Genomic DNA, 17,973 nt, shown 5'->3' with positions numbered 1-17,973 from the left:
AAAAAGCAGAGGCAGAAATTCGCTTGTATATTACGAGTATGAAAGGCACTATCGAAGAAATTGCCCAAGCTTCCCGGTCGCACTGGGGAATTGAAAATAATTTACACTGGGTGTTGGACGTTGGGTTTCGAGAAGATCAGTGGCAGACGCGAATGAATATCGAGGCGGCAAATTTATCACAATTGAGGAGACTGTCGGCAAATTTGTTGAAGTTAGAATCTGATTATAATGCCTCTATTCAGCGCAAGCGCTATCGTTGCTCGCTAGACCCTGACTATATGGAGAAAGTCCTTTTTAATCCCTGCCTTTTTTCATGAACATGCCCTGTCCAGTTAGCAGGTTGCTATTGACGCAGAATCCGGCGGGCTGGTATAATAAATCCATATTTGAATAGCGGCGATGGAGTTCGCCCTGAACCCCGTGCAAACGGTAATGACTCCTACCACTTAGGTGGTAGGAGTCTGTTTTTTTATCCGATGACCAAGGCGCTCTAAGACTCCCATCTTCTACAAGTGGGAATTAAGGGCGCCTAAGTCCCTGGATAAGTTCGGCTAAGATTCAGATGGAGTTAAAACTCCACCTGAATCAAGTCTCACTTTATGGCGCGGCTGCGGCTTAGCAATAAGCTTTGTACATAAACTAGCTGGAAGAAATCAAAGGAGGAATTCATCATGACCAGTAAGATCGTCAAGGTAAATGCGTTAGAGATTTTGGATTCGCGCGGCAACCCGACCATCCGGGTGAACGTGGAACTTGAAAGCGGCGTCCGGGCGTCGGCTTCGGTGCCGTCGGGGGCGTCCACCGGTGAGAATGAGGCGCTGGAACTCAGAGACGGTGACAAGGCCCGCTATGGCGGCAAGGGCGTACTTAAGGCGGTAGCCAATGTCAATAAACTCATTGCGTCCAAACTCAGCGGGCAGGACGCCGGCGACCAGGAGAAAATTGACCGCTTGCTCATTGACCTGGACGGTACGCCGACCAAGGCCAATCTGGGAGCCAATGCCATCCTGGGCGTTTCCATGGCGGTGGCCCGGGCAGCGGCTGTTGACCAGGGACTGCCGCTGTATGCCTATCTGGGCGGCGAAGTGGCGGCGCGCCTGCCGGTGCCGATGATGAACATTTTAAACGGCGGCAAGCATGCCGACAATAGTGTGGATTTCCAGGAGTTTATGGTCATGCCGGTTGGCGCGCCGACTTTTGCCAAGGCGCTGCAGTACGGCGTGGAAACTTTTCATGCGTTAAAGAACATACTGGCTAAGGCAGGTTATGCCACCAGCGTCGGCGATGAAGGCGGCTTTGCGCCCAACTTAAAGAGCAACGAGGAGGCCTGCGAGCTGATCATTGCCGCCATCCAGGCGGCCGGCTATGTGCCGGGCGTGGATATCGCCCTGGCGCTCGACCCGGCCGCCAGTTCGTTTTATGAGAATGGAAAGTACCATTTAACCAAGTCCGGCCAAGGCGTAAAGAGCAGCAGCGAAATGACGGCGCTCTACAAAACGTGGGCGAAAAAGTACTACCTGGTGTCCCTGGAGGACGGCTTGGCGGAAAACGACTGGGAGGGATTCCGGGAACATACGGCCGCATTAGGCCATTACCTCCAGATTGTGGGCGACGATATTTTTGTGACCAATACCAATTTCATTGCCCGCGGCATTGAGGAAAAGAGCACCAATGCGGTCCTTATTAAGCTCAACCAGATCGGCACGGTGACTGAGACCATCGAGGCCATTAAACTGTGCCGCCAGGCCGGCTGGAATTATGTCATTTCCCATCGGTCCGGCGAGACGGAGGACACTTTCCTGGCCGACTTTGCCGTGGCCATGGGCGGCGGCCAGATCAAGACCGGTTCGGCCTGCCGCAGTGAGCGCATTGCCAAGTACAACCGCTTGCTGGAAATTGAGGTCGAACTGGGTGACAAAGCGGTATTTCAAAATCCGTTTGCCGGAAAATAGCAAGCGGCCAGCTTGCGTTCCTGGCAGACAGCGCAGCAACGAAAACCGGGCGATGGAGTTCGCCATAACCCCGCAGTGACAGCGGTAATAACTCCTACCTTCCCCGTTGTGATTGGCCAAAGGCCAATAAGAAAATAAGGAGGGAGTCGCAGATGGAACAAAACTTTGCCATAGGCGCCCAATGGGTGCTGTTGGCCCTCATTGCCACGGTGCTGTCTATCCGGCTGGGCATTTCGGTGGCGCTCATGGAAATTGCCGTGGGCGTGATCGGCGGCAACGCCATTCAACTGGAGATTACGCCCTGGGTCACGTTCCTGGCCGGCTTCGGCGCGGTGGTGCTGACCTTTCTGGCCGGGGCCGAGATCGACCCGGACAGCCTCAAGGGCAATCTGAAACAAAGCCTGGTCATTGGGTTTTTATCCTTTCTGCTGCCGTTTGCCGGCGGTATGCTGTTTGCCAAGTATGTGTTCGGCTGGGACAGCAATGCGGCCAAGATTGCCGGCATTGCCCTGTCCACCACATCGGTGGCGGTGGTGTATGCCGTCATGGTGGAAAGCGGCCTGTCGGCCAGCCGCTTGGGGCAGGCGATATTGGCGGCCTGCTTTGTCACCGACCTGGGGACGGTGCTGGCGCTGGGCCTGTTATTTACCGGTTTTTCTCTGAAAGTCGTCTGGTTTACGGCGGTCATGATCGTGGCCGTGTTTGCCATCACGCCGCTGGCTGCTAAGGTATTCAAGTGGTACGGCGGGCGGGTCAGCGAGCCGGAAATCAAGTTTATTTTCCTGGTGCTCTTAGCCCTGGCCTATTTGGCCGTCATCAGCGGCAGCGAGGCAGTGCTGCCGGCCTATATTATCGGCATGGCCATGGCCCGGTTTTTCAAACAATATAAAGAAACGCTGACCAAGATGCGGGCCATTGTGTTTGCGGTGTTTACGCCGTTTTATTTCATCAAGGCCGGGGTGCTGGTGTCGGTGAGCGCTCTCTATACCATGTCCGGTGCCATTCTGGTCTTTTTACTGGTCAAGATGGCGGCCAAATTTATCGGCGTGCTGCCGGCCACCCGCTGGTTTCAGTATGAGCCGCGCACCGGCGTCTATACCACGCTGTTAATGAGCACCGGTTTGACTTTTGGCACTATCTCGGCGTTGTATGGACTGACCAACCAATATATTGACGGCAGCCAGTACAGTGTGCTGGTGGCCACGGTCATTTTGAGCGCCGTGGTGCCGACGATGATTGCCCAGAAATGGTTTTTCCCGCTGGAGGCGGTAAGCGAGCCGCCGCGGGCGATGGCGGCAATGGTCATCAAAGAGAGGGAGGCCGATTAGCATGGATGTGAAAAAAATGGTCGTGGCCTATGACGGTTCGGCAGGCAGCCACAAGGCGCTGGCCTGGGCGGTGAGCCTAGCCGCCAAGCTGGGCGGCGACGTAGTGGTGGTCAGTGTCGTCAAGCCGCCCGAGTTTAGCTCCAGCATTGACGAAGTGGATGAATGGTACGAGGGCGGAGAAAAACAGTACCGGCCGCTCTTAGAGCAGGCGGCCGCCTATGGCGAGGCAGAGGGAGTTTCTCTTAAGACGGAAATTTTGCGAGGGCATCCGGCGGAGAGTATTATCCGCTATGCCGCCGACCGCAAGGCCGACCTTATCGTCACGGGCACGCGGGGCATGGGCGGCTTTAAAAGCCTGGTTATCGGCAGTGTGGCGCAAAAGGTGGTTACCTATGCGAAAGTGCCGGTGGTTGTGGTGAAATAACGAGTATAGCCTCATATGAATGGAGCGAGGTGAAGCGATGGTTTTGGTCATGCTGCTGTATCTGCTGAATGGGTTACTATACACCGTTACGGTGTACTGTGCGCTGCTCATGCTGGAAAAAGCGGGCAGACGCGACAAGGAAACCAGGATACAGCGGGTCGATCTAGCCGCACGATGGGCGGTTGGTTTTACGTTATTGCAACTATGCACCGATACGATGAAAATCGTGGGCTAACGACCGGCTGCGTTGCCGGCCGTCAAGGGATGGCGCAAGGGAGCGGATGACAAATGACGGAATGGGAGAAAGTGTATGCCTGCTTGGCTGAGCTGGAGGGAGAATGCGGCGACCTGCTCCGCGGACAGGATGGGTATCAGCCGGTGCAGGAAATGCTGCTGATGGCCAAGATGGCCAAATTGTACGCGCTGCTGGCCGCGCTAGAGCGCCGCGACTGCCTGGAAGCCGTTAAGCCGGCTGAGGAGGAAGAGCATGCTGTTGATTGCGCTGGAGTATCTGTTTAACTGGGGCTTTTTTATCGTGGCGGTGTTTCTGGTGCTGTGGCTGATGGAGAAGATCGGCAAAAAACGGCCCGCCGCCTGGCGGGAGCGGGCGGCGCTGGCTGCCGTGATGGCAGCCGGTGCGACGTTGCTACAACTGGTTGTCCATGCCGTCACACTGGTCTATTGCGCCGGTCTGGCGGCAGGGCCGTAACGCGAGTGTGAATGTGGATTGTATACCAAGTCGAAGGAGGAATCTCTGTGCCCAAAATTGCAAGTCAAGCCAAACGATTACGGATTTATATCGGGGAAAGCGATCACTGGAAACGGCGGTCTTTATATCACGCTATTGTGGAAAAGGCCAAAGAGCTGGATATGGCGGGAGCGACGGTGTTTCGCGGCATTATCGGCTATGGGGCCAACAGCCGGATTCATACGGCCAGTATCATCGATTTATCCAGCGATTTGCCTATTTTGCTGGAAATTATCGACAGCGAGGAATATATTGCCAAATTGCTGCCGTTTTTGGATGACATGCTGGAAGAAGGCATGGTCACCATCGACGATGTGGAGGTTATCAAGTACGGACGTAAGCCGCCGAAACGATAAATAGGGAAAACAGATGAAGCAAGAGAGGTGAAACGATATGCTGGAAATCATCTTAGTAGCGGTTGGCGGCGGGATTGGCGCGACTACCCGGTATCTAACGTCCAATTGGGCGGCGGCGCGGTTTGGCACGGAGTTTCCCCTGGGGACTTTGCTGGTCAATGTGGTGGGGTGTTTTATCATCGGTTTGTTTATGACGCTGACTACCGAGCGTCTGAGCGTCAGCCCTTACTGGCGGCTTTTAATTGCCGTGGGATTTTTGGGCGGGCTGACCACCTTTTCGTCGTTTAGTTATGAGACATTGCGCCTTTTGCAGGACGCGGATGTTATGCGGGCGTTTTATAATGTCGGGCTCAATGTCCTGGTCGGTTTTTTGGCTACATGGCTGGGAATGGGTGCTGCCAAACTGTTCTAACAGTAAATGATTTTAGAAATAAAGGGGAGTGGAGACAGTGATTTCCGTACAGTTGCCCAATGGCAGACAGTATGAATTCCGCCATGTTGTGTTTGATTATAACGGGACGTTGGCCGAGGACGGGCGCATGGCCGACGAGGTGCGGCAGCTGCTGGCCGAACTGGCGGCCAAGACGCACGTGGCGGTGATTACGGCGGATACCTTCGGCCTGGCGCGCCAGGAGCTGGCAGCCGTGCCGGGGGTGGAGCTGATGGTATTAGCGGCGGAGCAGGACGGCACGGAAAAAGCCCGGCGCGTCCAGGAATGGGGCGCCGAGCAGACCGTGGTCATCGGCAACGGTGTCAACGACCAGCCGATGTTTTTCATTGCCGGGCTGAAAATCTGCGTGCTGGGCCCGGAAGGGGCTAGCTCCGGCGTGCTGGCGGCGGCCAACATCGTGGTGCGGTCGCCGGCGGACGCCATCCGGCTATTATTACAGCCCAAGCGGCTGATTGCGACCTTAAGGACCTGATGTGGGTTAACGGGCAGAAGAGGATGGAGTAGCATATGCATAAGAATATTATTTTGTTAGGGCTAGTGAGTCTGTTTACCGATATATCCAGTGAAATGATTTATCCGCTGGTGCCGCTGTATTTGACCGCCGTTTTGGGGGCGTCGCCCGCTGCGCTGGGCATCATCGAAGGCATTGCCGAAAGCCTGGCCAGTCTGCTCAAAATCGGCTCCGGGCGGCTGGCCGACCGGCTGGAGAAGCGCAAGCCGCTGGCCATTGCCGGCTACGGTCTATCGGCAGTGGGGAAGGTGCTGTTTGTGGTGGCCACCAGCTGGACGGGAATTTTATGGGCGCGGGTCAGCGACCGGTTTGGCAAGGGCATCCGCACCGCGCCGCGCGATGCGCTGATTGCTGACGCCTGCGACGACCAGACCCGCGGCAAAGCCTTTGGCCTGCACCGGGCCATGGACACCGCCGGCGCGGTTATCGGCATTGGCTTGGCCTATTGGTTGTTTACGCGGTATAATGGCCATTATATTACCGTCTTTTGGCTGTCGGTCATTCCCGCCGTAATTGGCGTACTGTTGTTATTCCTGGTGAGCGACGCCGGGAAAAGCACGGTGCAGACGGCCAAGAAACTGACTTTTTCCTGGCGGGAGCTGGACAGCCGGCTCAAATATTTTATTATTGTCAGTTTCCTGTTCAACCTGGGCAACTCTTCCAACCAGTTTTTGTTGGTGCGGGCCGGCACGGTCGGCTTTGACGCCGCGCAGGTTATTTTGCTGTATTTGCTGATGAATGTGACCTACTTGCTGATTTCTTACCCCGCCGGGCTCCTGTCCGACCGGGTGGGGCGGCGGGCCTTGCTGGTCGCCGGCTATCTGGTGTATGGCCTGGTGTACCTGGGTTTTGCACTGGCCCAAAGCGCCGGGGCGCTGATTGTCCTGTTCGGCATCTACGGCCTGTATACCGGCCTGACCGAAGGGGTTGAGAAGGCATTGCTGGCCGATATTGCGCCCGGCAGCCAAAAGGCCTCGGTCTACGGCCTGCATGCGCTGGTGGTGGGCGCAGCGCTGTTACCGGCTTCGGTCATTGCCGGCTTTCTCTGGGATGCCTTCGGCGCGGCCGCGCCTTTCTGGTTCGGCGGCGTTACGGGGCTGTTGGCCGCAGGGGCAATATGGCTGGGGTTGAGACAATAAGGGATGAAGGAAACCCAGGCTGCGTGACGGCAGCCTGGGTTTTGTATATGGCGGCAGGAGGGCCGCTCCGTAGCGGATAGTTTGCAATCATTTGCATGCCTTTTTATAACCATCCGTCCATTGCCGCTGATATTAGTCTCGCAGGCTGTGCTGTGAGTATCAGCCGCGTTTTAGCTAAGTTTTTCTCGCTGACTTTTCCCTGACGTTCATTAGGTTAGGATGCCAGCGCCAGAAATACGGACGGTCTCTTTCGGGTAAATCCGGCCTCAATTGCAGTATCTCCAGAAAATTTACTGAATTGTTTCCCAGGAGGATTAATAAGATTGAGGTCAAATACTGTAAGGTAAACGGTTGTTTGTTTTCAGAGTGGAAAGGGTGAAAATATGAGTGAAATGATATATGTTGTTAAAGTACTTTTAAAGAGAGGAATTTGGTGGCGCATTCAGCTATCTTCCAGACATACCTTGCATGATTTACATAAAGTAATACTAGACGCCTATGAGTTTGATGATGACCATTTATACGCATTTTTTATGCAAGGAAAGCTATGGCAAGGAGAGGCTTATTGGAATCCATACAATGACGAGGGACCGTATGCAGATAAAATTAAAATCGGAAGTTCTTCAGCTTTTTGTTTCTGGGATTAACCAGTAAGATAAAACTCCTAGCATAGCAAAGATATAATAAATGATGGAAAAAGGGATATTCAAGTCGATTAGCCGTCCGGCTAACGCAGGGCCGAAGGCTCCGCCCAGAAGATAAAATAGTGTAAAAATACCCATGCCTATACCAAGCTCTGCTACAGACAGCGTTGTTGATACTAAATTTCCACTGGCAGTCAACAGGCCATTAAACGCAAGCATAAGAATAATGACTACAAGGGCATCGACCCACGGCGGCAGGTTAATAAACAAACCCAGAAGAATAAATCCGCTGACAAGGGAGTATTGAGAAATTTTAAGAATCCACGAACTCCCATAATGATCGGTCCAGCGGCCAATAGAAGATCCGAGCATTGCAGCAACAGCAGCACCTGGCAATATAAGTATGCCAATTGTACTCGATGGCAAGTGAAAAGTGTGCTTCATTACTAATGGCAGGAGAAAGAATAATCCAGTGTTACATACAAAAGTAAGAAAGCCTATCCACAAGATTCGCAGGAAAGGACCATTTCTTAGGAATGATGCTTGTATAAAAGGCTGGGATGTTTTGCGGATATGAATGTCAAACCATGCAAGCAGTGCAGTGCCGATAAAAAGGTATAGCCAATGCATCGTTACGCCTAACAGTATGCAAGCCAATCCTGCCGAGAACAGAACTGCTCCGAAAATATCGAAGGACCCTTGAGTGTGTTCTAGGTCTGGAACGTATTTGAGGATAAGAGGGACAAGCAAAAAGCTTGAACCCGATACCAGAAACAAGGCATGCCAGCCGGCGTATTGCTCGATAAATCCGCCAAATACAGGTCCGAAACCGGATGCAAAAGCAATGGCGGCGGACAGCGCGCCAAGAGCTTGCCCTCTGTTTTCCGGACCAAAATATACGGTTGCAAGCGCATAGGAAAGAGGGGAAATGGCTGACGCGCCAGCTGCCTGTAACAGTCTGCCATCGATTACCTGCCAGTAGGAACACTTGCAACCATAGTTCGTTAGACTTATAAATTGCGATTAGCTTACAATGAGATTGTCAGTACTGAACATCTCAAAAAGGAAGATACTATGAACCATAATTATGATGAAATAGGGCGGCGAATTGCCTCGCTGAGAAAAGAAAAAGGCTATACACAAGAAAAAATTAGTACCCTGCTGAATGTAACACCACAAGCCATTTCTAAGTGGGAGCAGGGCAATGCCTTGCCAGATACCCTGCTGCTGCCGGCTTTGGCAAGATTGCTCGGTGTATCCATTGATTACCTGATGACAGGAGAAAGTCTTGCAGGCAAGGCAGGCCCGTATGATGGAGAGTATCAGAAAGAGGAATTCTATTGGGGAATACAGCCTTCGGAGCTTGCCGAGCAAATTGCGGACATTTTACAGGGCGACACAGCGAATAAACGTTTACTGGACATTGGCAGCGGTGAAGGCCGGAATGCTATCTATTTTGCCAAATGCGGTTTTCAAGTGGATGCATTGGAGATTTCTGCGCCAGGTGCAGAAAAAATTAAACAGTATAGCCAGTTGTCGGGTTATGCCGTTCATGTTTTCCATGCCGATATGATTGGATAGCGGGAGTCCCGCATCGCCATGCAGTGAATTATGTCATTGCCAGGAAGATAGAAGCTTAAAAATTATGAAATTGCAAGATTCTTTCCAAACAAAAAATCGCATGCTATGCATGTGCTTCCAGAAAGCTTATAGTGCCTATACCCGGAAATGCCATTCCCAGAAAGCACCGCAAGACACTGTTATTTTGACACTGGTCTGTAGATCTTCAACTAATTTTAAGATAAGCTGTTATAAAAAAACAGGACTGCATCACTACGGTCCTGTTTTTTTACTTTTAACCTATCTTAATTTTATTACCGCCGTCTCGAAGCCAGTTTGGATTTTATTGATTCTAGTTTGAAACTCCTCAGCGACTGCATGGTCATGAATTAGAGATAAGTTAATTCTAGCCGCTGCGAGTGAACCTTCAATACTGGTTTTAAGTACAAGTAAACCTATTTTTAAGTCGCCAAGTACCCCGGGTTTTACTATGGGTAGCATTGAGATTCCGGGCTCTAATGCCATTAAACAGGTTTCGCAGATTGTTAGAGGAACTTCAATGGCTGATAAAGCCGCGGCTTGAATTTTTTCCCTGCGCTCCTTTATTTCTTCCGGAGTGCTTTTAGGCAATTTATAAGCTTTAAGTACACCATGATATGCCGTAGCGTCTCTTTCGATACACATCAATAATTCTTCATGCAATTTTGCTAACTGTATCTTTGCTTTTCTAAAAAATTCTTCATGCTTTTCGCCAGTCGGGTGACTGAAAGCAGAGTCTACCGACATCTCAAGCAGACTAACTCCCATTACACCTGACAAGGCTGTAACACAACCACCAGCGGGCACTACCGGTTCAGAAGAAGCAACTTTTTTCGCAAAGTCTCTAACGCTTAAATCTACCAGCATGTTATCATCCACCTTCTTTAATTATATATGAGGATGTAATTTCTATATTTCTAGCATATAAGTTATTTCTATATAATTCAGTGATTATTATCACGCTTTTATACGAAATTAGGGAGATGGGTATAATACGCCAAACCGGTACGCTACTTCGGTTTTTATAATTTATTATCGCATTACATAGGATTATCAATAAAAATGTCGAAAAATAATAAATAAATTTAGAGGATACAGTTAATTTAAGCGCAAACCAAAAAAATCTTCAAAGTTTTATCTCTTATGCTCGTATTTTCATATACCATGAGAGTAACATTTAAAGGGGGCTGTGAGAAGTCTTTTCGAACTGGTTTAGTGTGGTTCAGAAAGTTTTCGTTTTTATGAAACAGATTTTTTTGCGAGTGGTCAGCTGGCATAATTTCTATGCATTCATGTGGCGGCAAATAAGGGTATATCTTTTTTTCTTGGCGATGCTTTGCCTGTTTCGACTTTTTTTTATTGCCTGGATGCACGAGTACATCAGCCCGGCGGCTGACTGGGACGACATCGGCACGGCACTGTGGGTAGGGCTCAAGATCAGCTGCAAGAGTGCTGGCTGGCTGACCTTATTTTCCCTCAGCGGCAGTACTTTGGCAAATGTTTTTGCACCACGCCGTGAAACGGTTGTATGCAAACTGCTGAATGGTGTCTCCATTATCATATTGTCCATTTTGTATGTGGCAAGGTTCCCTTATTACAAACAGTTTCATTCGAGCTTTAACCTGCTCATGTTCAATACATTTAATGATGATGTCTATGCCTTAGGCATTTCCCTTGTCAAGGAATTCTATCTGCCTATACGGTTGGCCGGGGCATTCTTGCTGGCATTTTTGCTTTATCGGTTGTTCAGTCAATGGCTGGCCTGTCGCCTCTTGCAATTGAAATTTGCTTTCCCTTTGTCCAAATGGTTTGGACGAGCAGCATTTCTTGTGTTGCTTTATTTCGGTGTAACGCTGGCGAATTTTGGCGGCAGCCTGAGTTGGGCTACCGAAGTGGATTGGGAAAATGCAGGTGTGACAAAGGATTCCTTTTTAAATGAAGCAATTCTTGATGATGTGCAGGCTGTTTTGCGCGGCTATACGATGAATAGCCGCTTGGAGGCCTGCAATGGGCTGAATTTTGATACAGGGCAGATCCGCTCCTTAGCAGCTCAGCTCACCTATAAAGAAGCGACAGCGGATAATCTTGATGAATATTTGCAGAAAAAAGCACAGGGCCCGCAAGTAGCAAAACCGCAGCAAATCTTTATCATTATTTCCGAAAGTTATGCCAATTGGCCCTTGCTAGAAAAATACAATGATCTGCATATTGCCGATGGCATGAAGGGGATTATTGCCGAGGATGACAGTGATTACTGTAGTACGTTTCTGCCGAATGGTCCTAGTACAGTGTCGGCAGTGACGGGAATCGTCACGGGTTTTGCTGATGCCAATCTTTATCTTACGACCATGCCGGAAGCTTTTGTGTCACCGTATTCCACGGCGAGTGCACCACAGCTAAAAAAACTTGGCTATCAAACAAACTTCTGGTATGCTGGCCCGGCGACTTGGGAACGCATCGGCGCTTTTACCACGGCGCAGGGATATGAACATTTTTACAGCCGCGGCGATTTTGCTAATGCAACCGAAGGCAGTGTCTGGGGCTGTGATGATAAATATCTTTATGAAGCGGTGCTCAAAGGCGTGAGCTCGGATCAGCCAAGTTTTAATGTCATACTCAACGTATCAAATCATTCGCCGTTCACCGTGGATACGGCGAAAGAAGGATTTGATAAAAATATCGTGATTCGAGCCTTGCCGGATGAAGCGAAAAAAGATGAAGCCCTGGTGAATCAGCTTGGTCATTATTGGTATGCCGATAAGATGCTGGCCGACTTTATTCACGCGGCTAAGGCTAAATATCCAGAGAGTTTATTTATTGTCATCGGCGACCATGCAGACCGGTATAATATAGATAAGATACCATCCATGTATGAACGCTATGGCATACCATTTATTGTGACGGGTAAAAGCGTCAAAAAAGGCATGTTGCCACAGGATGCGGCCGGCAGTCAGATTGATGTTGTGCCGACCTTATTGGAAATGATTGCACCGAAGGATTTTATATATTATTCACTCGGGACGAGCTTGACAAATGGCAATAAGCAGGGTGTTAACTACGGTTTTTGGATCACGCATGACTACATCGGCAAGGCTGATGTAAGTCATTTCGTCCCGGAACCCATCGGCAATGCTATGCCAGCGTTGAACGATACGGCTTTGCAGGATTATATTAATGCGATCCGAAGTATTTCTTGGTGGCGACCAAAGTATGGCCCAATACTGGATGAAGACATGGCAGCAAATCGACAATAATATATTATCAATATTTATGCTGATTGTTGCACTTTCGGAAGATTGCGCCAATGTTGACCATAGATCAGCCTATAAGCTAATTCACACCGTTTTGACCAAGAGAAAGTAATGATGCAGCCATATATACAACCAGGAGATAATATGGGGCGAGAGGCGGAGGCGCTTTAAAGATGTTGTGCGGGTTTTGAGAATTTTTTATAAGTGTGTTTATGTTCGCTTAGACGTTGTCTAAGCGATTTTTTGTTAAGGGAGGCGAACCTCCTTTTATACTAAAATATGACTTAAAATTAGAGAAGACTAGAGACTAATTTTGACTCTGCATTTTTCCAAATTTAGCCGCAGTAGGTGTATTATGGGAAACGACTTATTTTTAGAACAGCATGTTAAAGGAAAATGAGGGCTTCGTTATTTGGCATGAATAATGCATTAATTAAGATGTGAGAAAGGAGGAGATAGAATATGTGTTTTAGACCACCAGGAGCAGCAAAAGCTGTAAAATGCCCTTCATGCGGATGTTTTAATCCGCCAACGTTAAAGAAATGTAAGAAATGCGGAGCAGACATGCCTGCAGAAAACGGAAGTACAACAGGGGGAAAAGAAACGGCTAAATAGGCTTGGGCCGGTATATGTCAGTGAACAAAGCATACGAAATTGCCGAATGTCAACTCCGTAAGAGAAAGTTTTAGGTAAACAATTGTGCTACTGTAGTGTAATTAACCATCATTCCAAGTAGAAATACAAGGTGGCACAAATGTTATAAAGCAATAAGATGGGAGGCGTAATTAGATTTAAATTAGTAGTCAAGTTCTCTAGTGTTATGTAAAAATTAGAGGGAGGAATCACTATGTCCAAAGTTCAATGGAAAGAGGGCGAGTACACAGTAACACGTACCTGCCAGTGGACTGCACCGGGCTGCCATGATGGTTGTTCAGTGCTTTACTACACAAAGGGTAATAAATTGGTTAAAGTTGAAGGCGATCCCGAAAGTAAATATAATTTCGGCAGACTTTGTATGCGTTGTTTAGCATCACCGGAACTGGTTAATGATCCTAACCGTGTAAAATGGCCGATGAAGCGGGCCGGGGAACGCGGCGAAAATAAATGGACGCGGATTACCTGGGACGAAGCATTTAATCTCATTGAAGATAAAGTACGTACCATCTGGAAAGATTATGGGCCGGAGTCGATTGTTACTGCCATCGGAACAGGTCGTAACACTTGGTCAATTGTACCCAAACTAACCTATGATGGATTTAAAAGTCCAAACTTTTCTATGGGCTTTTTACCGGGCGACTCCTGCTATCTTCCCCGGGCGGCAGCCATGGGAACAATGATCGGCGATTTCTTTATCATTGATGCTTCGCAGTTGGACGAACGTCGCTATGACAATCCTGAATGGAAACTTCCCGAGGTCGTTATGATCTGGGGCAACAACCCGCTCATTAGTAATGGCGATGGCTTCCTGGGCCATTGGATTGTTGATATGATGAAACGTGGCACCAAGCTGATTGTTGTCGATCCGTACCTCACCTGGCTGGCTTCTAAGGCTGATGTTTGGCTGCAGCTACGTCCCGGTTCGGATGCCGCTCTTGGTTTGGCAATGCTCAATGTCATGATTAGCGAAGGCCTTTATGATAAAGAATTTGTAGATAAATGGACCTACGGTTTTGATAAATTAGTTGCGCGGGCTGCGGAATATGACCTGCAAAAAGTAGAAAATATTACTTGGGTTCCTAAGGAAAAGATCGCCGCTGCGGCACGTTTGTTTGCTAACGCAAAACCGGCCTCGGTTCAGTGGGGATTGGCAGTTGATACGCAGGTTGCGGGCGTCTCTGTGGCTAATTCCATTTGCGCCATGGTCGCTATTACCGGCAACCTTGATGTTCCCGGTGGTCAGCATATTATTCGTCCAGCCTTTGGCGTATCTAAGATTGCCCATGTAGCTTCTGACTGGGGTTGGGCCGAAATGCCGGAAGAAATGCGGCAAAAACGTCTTGGTGTTCAGGAATATCCATTGTTTAAGTATGGCCTTTGTGCTACGGCCCGTGGAGATTCAATCTTAGAGACAATTGAAACAGGTAGGCCCTATCCAATCCAAATGTACTGGATGGAATCTACCAACACCTTTGCATGCTGTGGTGCAGAAGCGAAGCGCGTTTATGCTGCCTTGAAGAAAGTGCCATTTAATGTGTGTGTCGATCCGGTATTGACCCCAAGTGCAGTTGCTTTTGCTGACTTAGTATTGCCTGCTGCCATGAACGTGGAGCGCGATTCTTTGAGAACCTGGTGGACTCCTCTGCGTTCCATCTCGAAGGTTACTCAATATGAAGAATGTAAAACTGACGAAGAAATTGCCTTAGAACTTGGGAAGCGTCTAAATCCGGAAAAATTCCCCTGGAAAAACGTCGAAGAGATGATTGATTTCGCACTGGAACCTGCGGGGATTACCTTCAAAGAACTAGAATCTAAAGTTATGATTTGGCCCGAAGTCCATTATAAGAAATATGAAAAAGGCCTCTTGCGCGAAGATGGACAACCGGGCTTTAACACCGATACCGGTATGGTCAACCTTTACCAAGAGTGCTTCGATGACTGGGGTTTGGACCCGCTGCCTTACCACGAAGAACCGCCCTATAGTCCAATTTCTACGCCGGAATTGATGAAAGAATATCCTTTGATTCTGACTTCCGGCAGCAGGCCTTGGGAATTCTTCCATTCCGAACATCGCCAGAGCGGAACTTTACGCGAATTCCACCCCAATCCTAGACTGACGCTTAATCCCGAGACTGCCGCTAAGCTTGGAATTAATGAGGGCGACTGGGTCTGGATCGAAAACAAGAATGGGAGAGTAAAACAAGTTGCCAGACTTGATCCTGGGATTGATCCCAGAGTTGTTCATGGCGAACATGCCTGGTGGTTCCCGGAAAAAGAAGCCGCCGAACCGACACTTTATGGTGCGTTTGAATCCAATATTAATGTCCTGACAACGCAATGCACTACCGGTCCGACAGGCTACGGCGCACCATTAAAGAACACGATCTGTAAGATCTATAAAGCTTAATTTCGGAGGTGTAGAAAAATGTCGCGTAAGGGTTTATTAATTGATTATGAATACTGTACTGGCTGTCACAGCTGTGAGGTAGCCTGCAAAATGGAAAAACAGCTTCCTCACGGCCAACACGGTATCCAGTTAGCACATAACGGACCTTGGAAAGTTAATCCTGACCAATGGGAAAACACGTATGTACCGATTCCCACGCAACTTTGCGACTTGTGTGCCGATAGAGTAGCAACAGGGAAAAAACCGTCCTGCGTCCATCATTGTCAGGCTTCGGTTATCGAGTATGGCGAAGTGGAAGAATTGACAGCAAAAATGAATAGTCGGAGTAAAAGACAAATATTGTTTGCTCTCTAGTGAACGAACATTTTACTGTTTTTACGACTAAATAAGCTATTGCCAAGACGGGTCTCTTTATCGTAAGAGGCCCGTCTTGGACTAATATGTATAAAATAAGTGGTGACACAGAATGAGGGAGCACAAATGATTAACGATGCGGGTGATAAATGGGAGAAACTGCCTGAAATTGACAAACAATTGATCAATATTCTTAATCAAGTGCAGGCGGAAAAAGGGTTTATTCCACGATCTGTTTTAATTGAATTGGCCGATAAGGCGGGTATCCCGGAAGCACAGCTGCAAGGACTGGTGAGCTTTTTTAATTCTTTCCGCACACGGCCGGCAGGTATGCACAAAATATCTGTCTGTTACGGAACAGCCTGTTATGCCAAGGGAGCGCCGTTACTCTACGACCGTCTAAAAACTGAGTTAAATCTGGACGATTATGAGGATACCTCTGCGGACGGTTTTGTTACTGTCGACCAAGTCTACTGTGTAGGGGCCTGCAGCCGGGCGCCGCTGGTAGTGGCAGACGGGGAAATAAAAAGTAAAATGCAATCCTTTCAAGTACCATTTCTTCTTGAAAACTTGAGGAAAAAAACATGAGCGGCTATTGGTATCCTTCTGTGCGGAGTTATCAGGTGTCTGCTTCCACCATAAAAAGTATTCAGAAAGCACCCGCGTTACCTTCCTATAAACCCGTAAATTATGATTTGCATATTCCTTTGCAGGGATTGGCTGAAGAAGGAAGGGCCACGCTTTGTTCTACCCAAACGAGGATAACTGTCGGTATGGCTACCTGTGGCAGAGCCGCGGGGGCATCAGCTATCTATCAAAGTTTAGTCGGCCGCAATTGGGAGGGCAAAGCTAAGGTTCATCCGGTTGGCTGTGTGGGGGCTTGTTATGCGGAGCCTTTTGTTACCATCAGAACAGCGGAGGGGATGTATTATTTTTATGGGAATGTGGATAGCAATGCGTTATGGAGCATTATAAAAACAGCACAGGGAATGCCTGCGACCGCCTACTCATGGGCTGTAGCTCAGGAACGGAAAATTGGTGAAGTACGGAGTATCCGTGACCTACAGGTAATCCAAACAAAAAATTCCGGTTTTCAAGAATTTTTTAAGCCCCAGGTACGACGCATAAGTGGGCGTTGTGGCTTGGTTGATCCGGAAAGTATTGCTGAATATGTAGCCATGGATGGTTATTTCGCCCTGAAGAAAGCCTTATTCGAGCTAAAAGCCGAGAATATAATGAAACTAATAACTGCCGCCGGTTTACGCGGGCGAGGCGGCGCGGGGTTTTTAACGGGAGAAAAATGGCAGGTTGCGGCCCGAAGTTTGGATCCTATACGTTATGTGGTGGCGAATGCTGACGAGGGGGATCCAGGTGCCTATATGGATAGAGCGCTCCTGGAAAGCGATCCGCATAGCGTACTGGAAGGCTTAATCATCGCCGCCTACGCAGTGGGAGCGTCTCAAGGTTATATTTTTGTGCGCCATGAGTATCCTCTGGCTATCAAGTCCTTGCGTCAAGCGATTGCTGCTGCCCGCAAGGTTGGCTTACTGGGACCCAATATTCTGGGGTCTAAATTTAGTTTGAAAATTACACTTGTCGAAAGCGGTGGCGCTTTTGTGTGTGGTGAAGAAACGTCCCTGTTGCAGGTTATGGACAACAAGCGGGGAGAACCCCGGCAGCGTCCGCCATATCCTGCTATTAAGGGGCTGCGTACTCACCCAACCCTCGTAAATAATGTGGAAACATTGGCGAATGTTCCCTGGATTATCTTACAGGGAGCAGGGGCTTTCCGGGAGGCAGGCACGGAGAAAAGCCCAGGCACAAAAATTTTTTGTCTGACCGGCGATGTCAAGCGAATAGGGTTCATTGAACAGGGCATGTTCATGAAAAAAGGCAGGGATTAAAAAGGACTTTGTCCATATAGTCAGGGTCTAGCGAGCAACGATAGCGCTTGCGCTGAATAGAGGCATTATAATCAGATTCTAACTTCAACAAATTTGCCGACAGTCTCCTCAATTGTGATAAATTTGCCGCCTCGATATTCATTCGCGTCTGCCACTGATCTTCTCGAAACCCAACGTCCAACACCCAGTGTAAATTATTTTCAATTCCCCAGTGCGACCGGGAAGCTTGGGCAATTTCTTCGATAGTG

At 49.0% G+C, this 17,973-nt stretch carries 21 protein-coding genes and 2 riboswitches; of the genes, 18 read left to right on the top strand and 3 right to left on the bottom strand.

The annotated features are described in order from the left end of the window. From BLR65_RS26995 to BLR65_RS26940, 12 genes are all read left to right on the top strand, one after another. Nucleotides 1-317: ISAs1 family transposase (locus tag BLR65_RS26995; RefSeq protein ID WP_143122669.1), on the top strand; the 317-nt coding region annotated here is incomplete at its 5' end. A 69-nt stretch (nucleotides 318-386) separates the two neighbouring features. Continuing rightward, a riboswitch (Fluoride riboswitch) is annotated at nucleotides 387-449 on the top strand. Between the two features lie 222 nt (nucleotides 450-671). Further along, the gene (gene eno, locus BLR65_RS26990) at nucleotides 672-1,952 is read left to right on the top strand and encodes a phosphopyruvate hydratase (RefSeq protein WP_093797661.1); all 1,281 of its coding nucleotides are present in this window, start codon (nucleotides 672-674) and stop codon (nucleotides 1,950-1,952) included. Nucleotides 1,953-1,991: 39 nt separating this feature from the next. Next, a riboswitch (Fluoride riboswitch) is annotated at nucleotides 1,992-2,056 on the top strand. A gap of 48 nt (nucleotides 2,057-2,104) precedes the next feature. Further along, nucleotides 2,105-3,280: a cation:proton antiporter gene (locus BLR65_RS26985; protein WP_093797659.1), complete on the top strand. Its 1,176-nt coding sequence runs from the start codon at nucleotides 2,105-2,107 to the stop codon at nucleotides 3,278-3,280. A gap of 1 nt (nucleotide 3,281) precedes the next feature. Next, nucleotides 3,282-3,704, top strand: coding sequence for a universal stress protein (locus tag BLR65_RS26980; RefSeq protein ID WP_093797657.1), 423 nt, complete (start codon nucleotides 3,282-3,284; stop codon nucleotides 3,702-3,704). Nucleotides 3,705-3,723: 19 nt separating this feature from the next. After that, nucleotides 3,724-3,939: a hypothetical protein gene (locus BLR65_RS26975; protein ID WP_143122668.1), complete on the top strand. Its 216-nt coding sequence runs from the start codon at nucleotides 3,724-3,726 to the stop codon at nucleotides 3,937-3,939. 53 nt (nucleotides 3,940-3,992) lie between these two features. Next, entirely contained in the window at nucleotides 3,993-4,223 is a 231-nt protein-coding gene (locus BLR65_RS26970; RefSeq protein WP_093797653.1) for a hypothetical protein, read from the top strand. Then, the gene (locus tag BLR65_RS26965; protein WP_093797651.1) at nucleotides 4,192-4,413 is read left to right on the top strand and encodes a hypothetical protein; all 222 of its coding nucleotides are present in this window, start codon (nucleotides 4,192-4,194) and stop codon (nucleotides 4,411-4,413) included. Before BLR65_RS26970 ends, BLR65_RS26965 begins: the two co-directional genes overlap by 32 nt. Before the next feature lie 47 nt (nucleotides 4,414-4,460). Next, on the top strand, nucleotides 4,461-4,808 hold the full coding sequence (locus BLR65_RS26960) for a DUF190 domain-containing protein (protein ID WP_093797649.1): 348 nt from the start codon (nucleotides 4,461-4,463) through the stop codon (nucleotides 4,806-4,808). Nucleotides 4,809-4,845: 37 nt separating this feature from the next. Further along, nucleotides 4,846-5,220, top strand: coding sequence for a fluoride efflux transporter CrcB (crcB, locus tag BLR65_RS26955; protein ID WP_093797647.1), 375 nt, complete (start codon nucleotides 4,846-4,848; stop codon nucleotides 5,218-5,220). Between the two features lie 37 nt (nucleotides 5,221-5,257). After that, nucleotides 5,258-5,731: an HAD family hydrolase gene (locus tag BLR65_RS26950; protein WP_093797645.1), complete on the top strand. Its 474-nt coding sequence runs from the start codon at nucleotides 5,258-5,260 to the stop codon at nucleotides 5,729-5,731. A gap of 35 nt (nucleotides 5,732-5,766) precedes the next feature. Further along, nucleotides 5,767-6,909: an MFS transporter gene (locus BLR65_RS26945; RefSeq protein WP_093797643.1), complete on the top strand. Its 1,143-nt coding sequence runs from the start codon at nucleotides 5,767-5,769 to the stop codon at nucleotides 6,907-6,909. Between the two features lie 383 nt (nucleotides 6,910-7,292). Continuing rightward, a complete protein-coding gene (locus tag BLR65_RS26940) occupies nucleotides 7,293-7,556 on the top strand; it encodes an IS1096 element passenger TnpR family protein (RefSeq protein WP_093797641.1) in 264 nt (87 codons plus the stop codon). On the opposite strand, the gene BLR65_RS26935 is transcribed toward BLR65_RS26940, so the two are convergent. After that, nucleotides 7,533-8,567: an MFS transporter gene (locus BLR65_RS26935; RefSeq protein ID WP_093797639.1), complete on the bottom strand. Its 1,035-nt coding sequence runs from the start codon at nucleotides 8,565-8,567 to the stop codon at nucleotides 7,533-7,535. The two genes, BLR65_RS26940 and BLR65_RS26935, sit on opposite strands and share 24 nt — an antisense overlap. 60 nt (nucleotides 8,568-8,627) lie before the next feature. On the opposite strand from BLR65_RS26935, the gene BLR65_RS26930 reads away from it, so the two are divergent. Next, nucleotides 8,628-9,134, top strand: coding sequence for a class I SAM-dependent methyltransferase (locus BLR65_RS26930; protein ID WP_093797637.1), 507 nt, complete (start codon nucleotides 8,628-8,630; stop codon nucleotides 9,132-9,134). A gap of 279 nt (nucleotides 9,135-9,413) precedes the next feature. On the opposite strand, the gene BLR65_RS26925 is transcribed toward BLR65_RS26930, so the two are convergent. Further along, nucleotides 9,414-10,019 (bottom strand): cyclodeaminase/cyclohydrolase family protein, encoded by a 606-nt coding sequence (locus BLR65_RS26925; RefSeq protein WP_093797635.1) that lies wholly within the window; start codon nucleotides 10,017-10,019, stop codon nucleotides 9,414-9,416. 425 nt (nucleotides 10,020-10,444) lie between these two features. Here BLR65_RS26925 and BLR65_RS26920 point away from each other — a divergent pair, with 425 nt between their 5' ends. From BLR65_RS26920 to BLR65_RS26900, 5 genes are all read left to right on the top strand, one after another. Further along, a complete protein-coding gene (locus tag BLR65_RS26920) occupies nucleotides 10,445-12,406 on the top strand; it encodes an LTA synthase family protein (RefSeq protein ID WP_245693082.1) in 1,962 nt (653 codons plus the stop codon). A gap of 844 nt (nucleotides 12,407-13,250) precedes the next feature. Further along, nucleotides 13,251-15,467 (top strand): molybdopterin-dependent oxidoreductase, encoded by a 2,217-nt coding sequence (locus BLR65_RS26915; RefSeq protein ID WP_093797633.1) that lies wholly within the window; start codon nucleotides 13,251-13,253, stop codon nucleotides 15,465-15,467. Between the two features lie 18 nt (nucleotides 15,468-15,485). Continuing rightward, nucleotides 15,486-15,821 (top strand): 4Fe-4S dicluster domain-containing protein, encoded by a 336-nt coding sequence (locus BLR65_RS26910; RefSeq protein WP_093797631.1) that lies wholly within the window; start codon nucleotides 15,486-15,488, stop codon nucleotides 15,819-15,821. A 126-nt stretch (nucleotides 15,822-15,947) separates the two neighbouring features. Next, complete coding sequence (locus BLR65_RS26905) at nucleotides 15,948-16,409, top strand: NADH-quinone oxidoreductase subunit NuoE family protein (RefSeq protein WP_093797628.1); 462 nt, start codon at nucleotides 15,948-15,950, stop codon at nucleotides 16,407-16,409. Further along, nucleotides 16,406-17,725 (top strand): (2Fe-2S) ferredoxin domain-containing protein, encoded by a 1,320-nt coding sequence (locus BLR65_RS26900; RefSeq protein ID WP_093797626.1) that lies wholly within the window; start codon nucleotides 16,406-16,408, stop codon nucleotides 17,723-17,725. The genes BLR65_RS26905 and BLR65_RS26900 overlap by 4 nt, the downstream gene beginning before the upstream one ends. On the opposite strand, the gene BLR65_RS30235 is transcribed toward BLR65_RS26900, so the two are convergent. After that, nucleotides 17,703-17,973: transposase (locus tag BLR65_RS30235; protein ID WP_176772815.1), on the bottom strand; the 271-nt coding region annotated here is incomplete at its 5' end. The two genes, BLR65_RS26900 and BLR65_RS30235, sit on opposite strands and share 23 nt — an antisense overlap.

This window comes from Sporomusa acidovorans (genome assembly GCF_900101845.1).
Taxonomy (GTDB): domain Bacteria; phylum Bacillota; class Negativicutes; order Sporomusales; family Sporomusaceae; genus Sporomusa; species Sporomusa acidovorans.
This window is presented reverse-complemented; position numbering and strand designations above follow the sequence as displayed.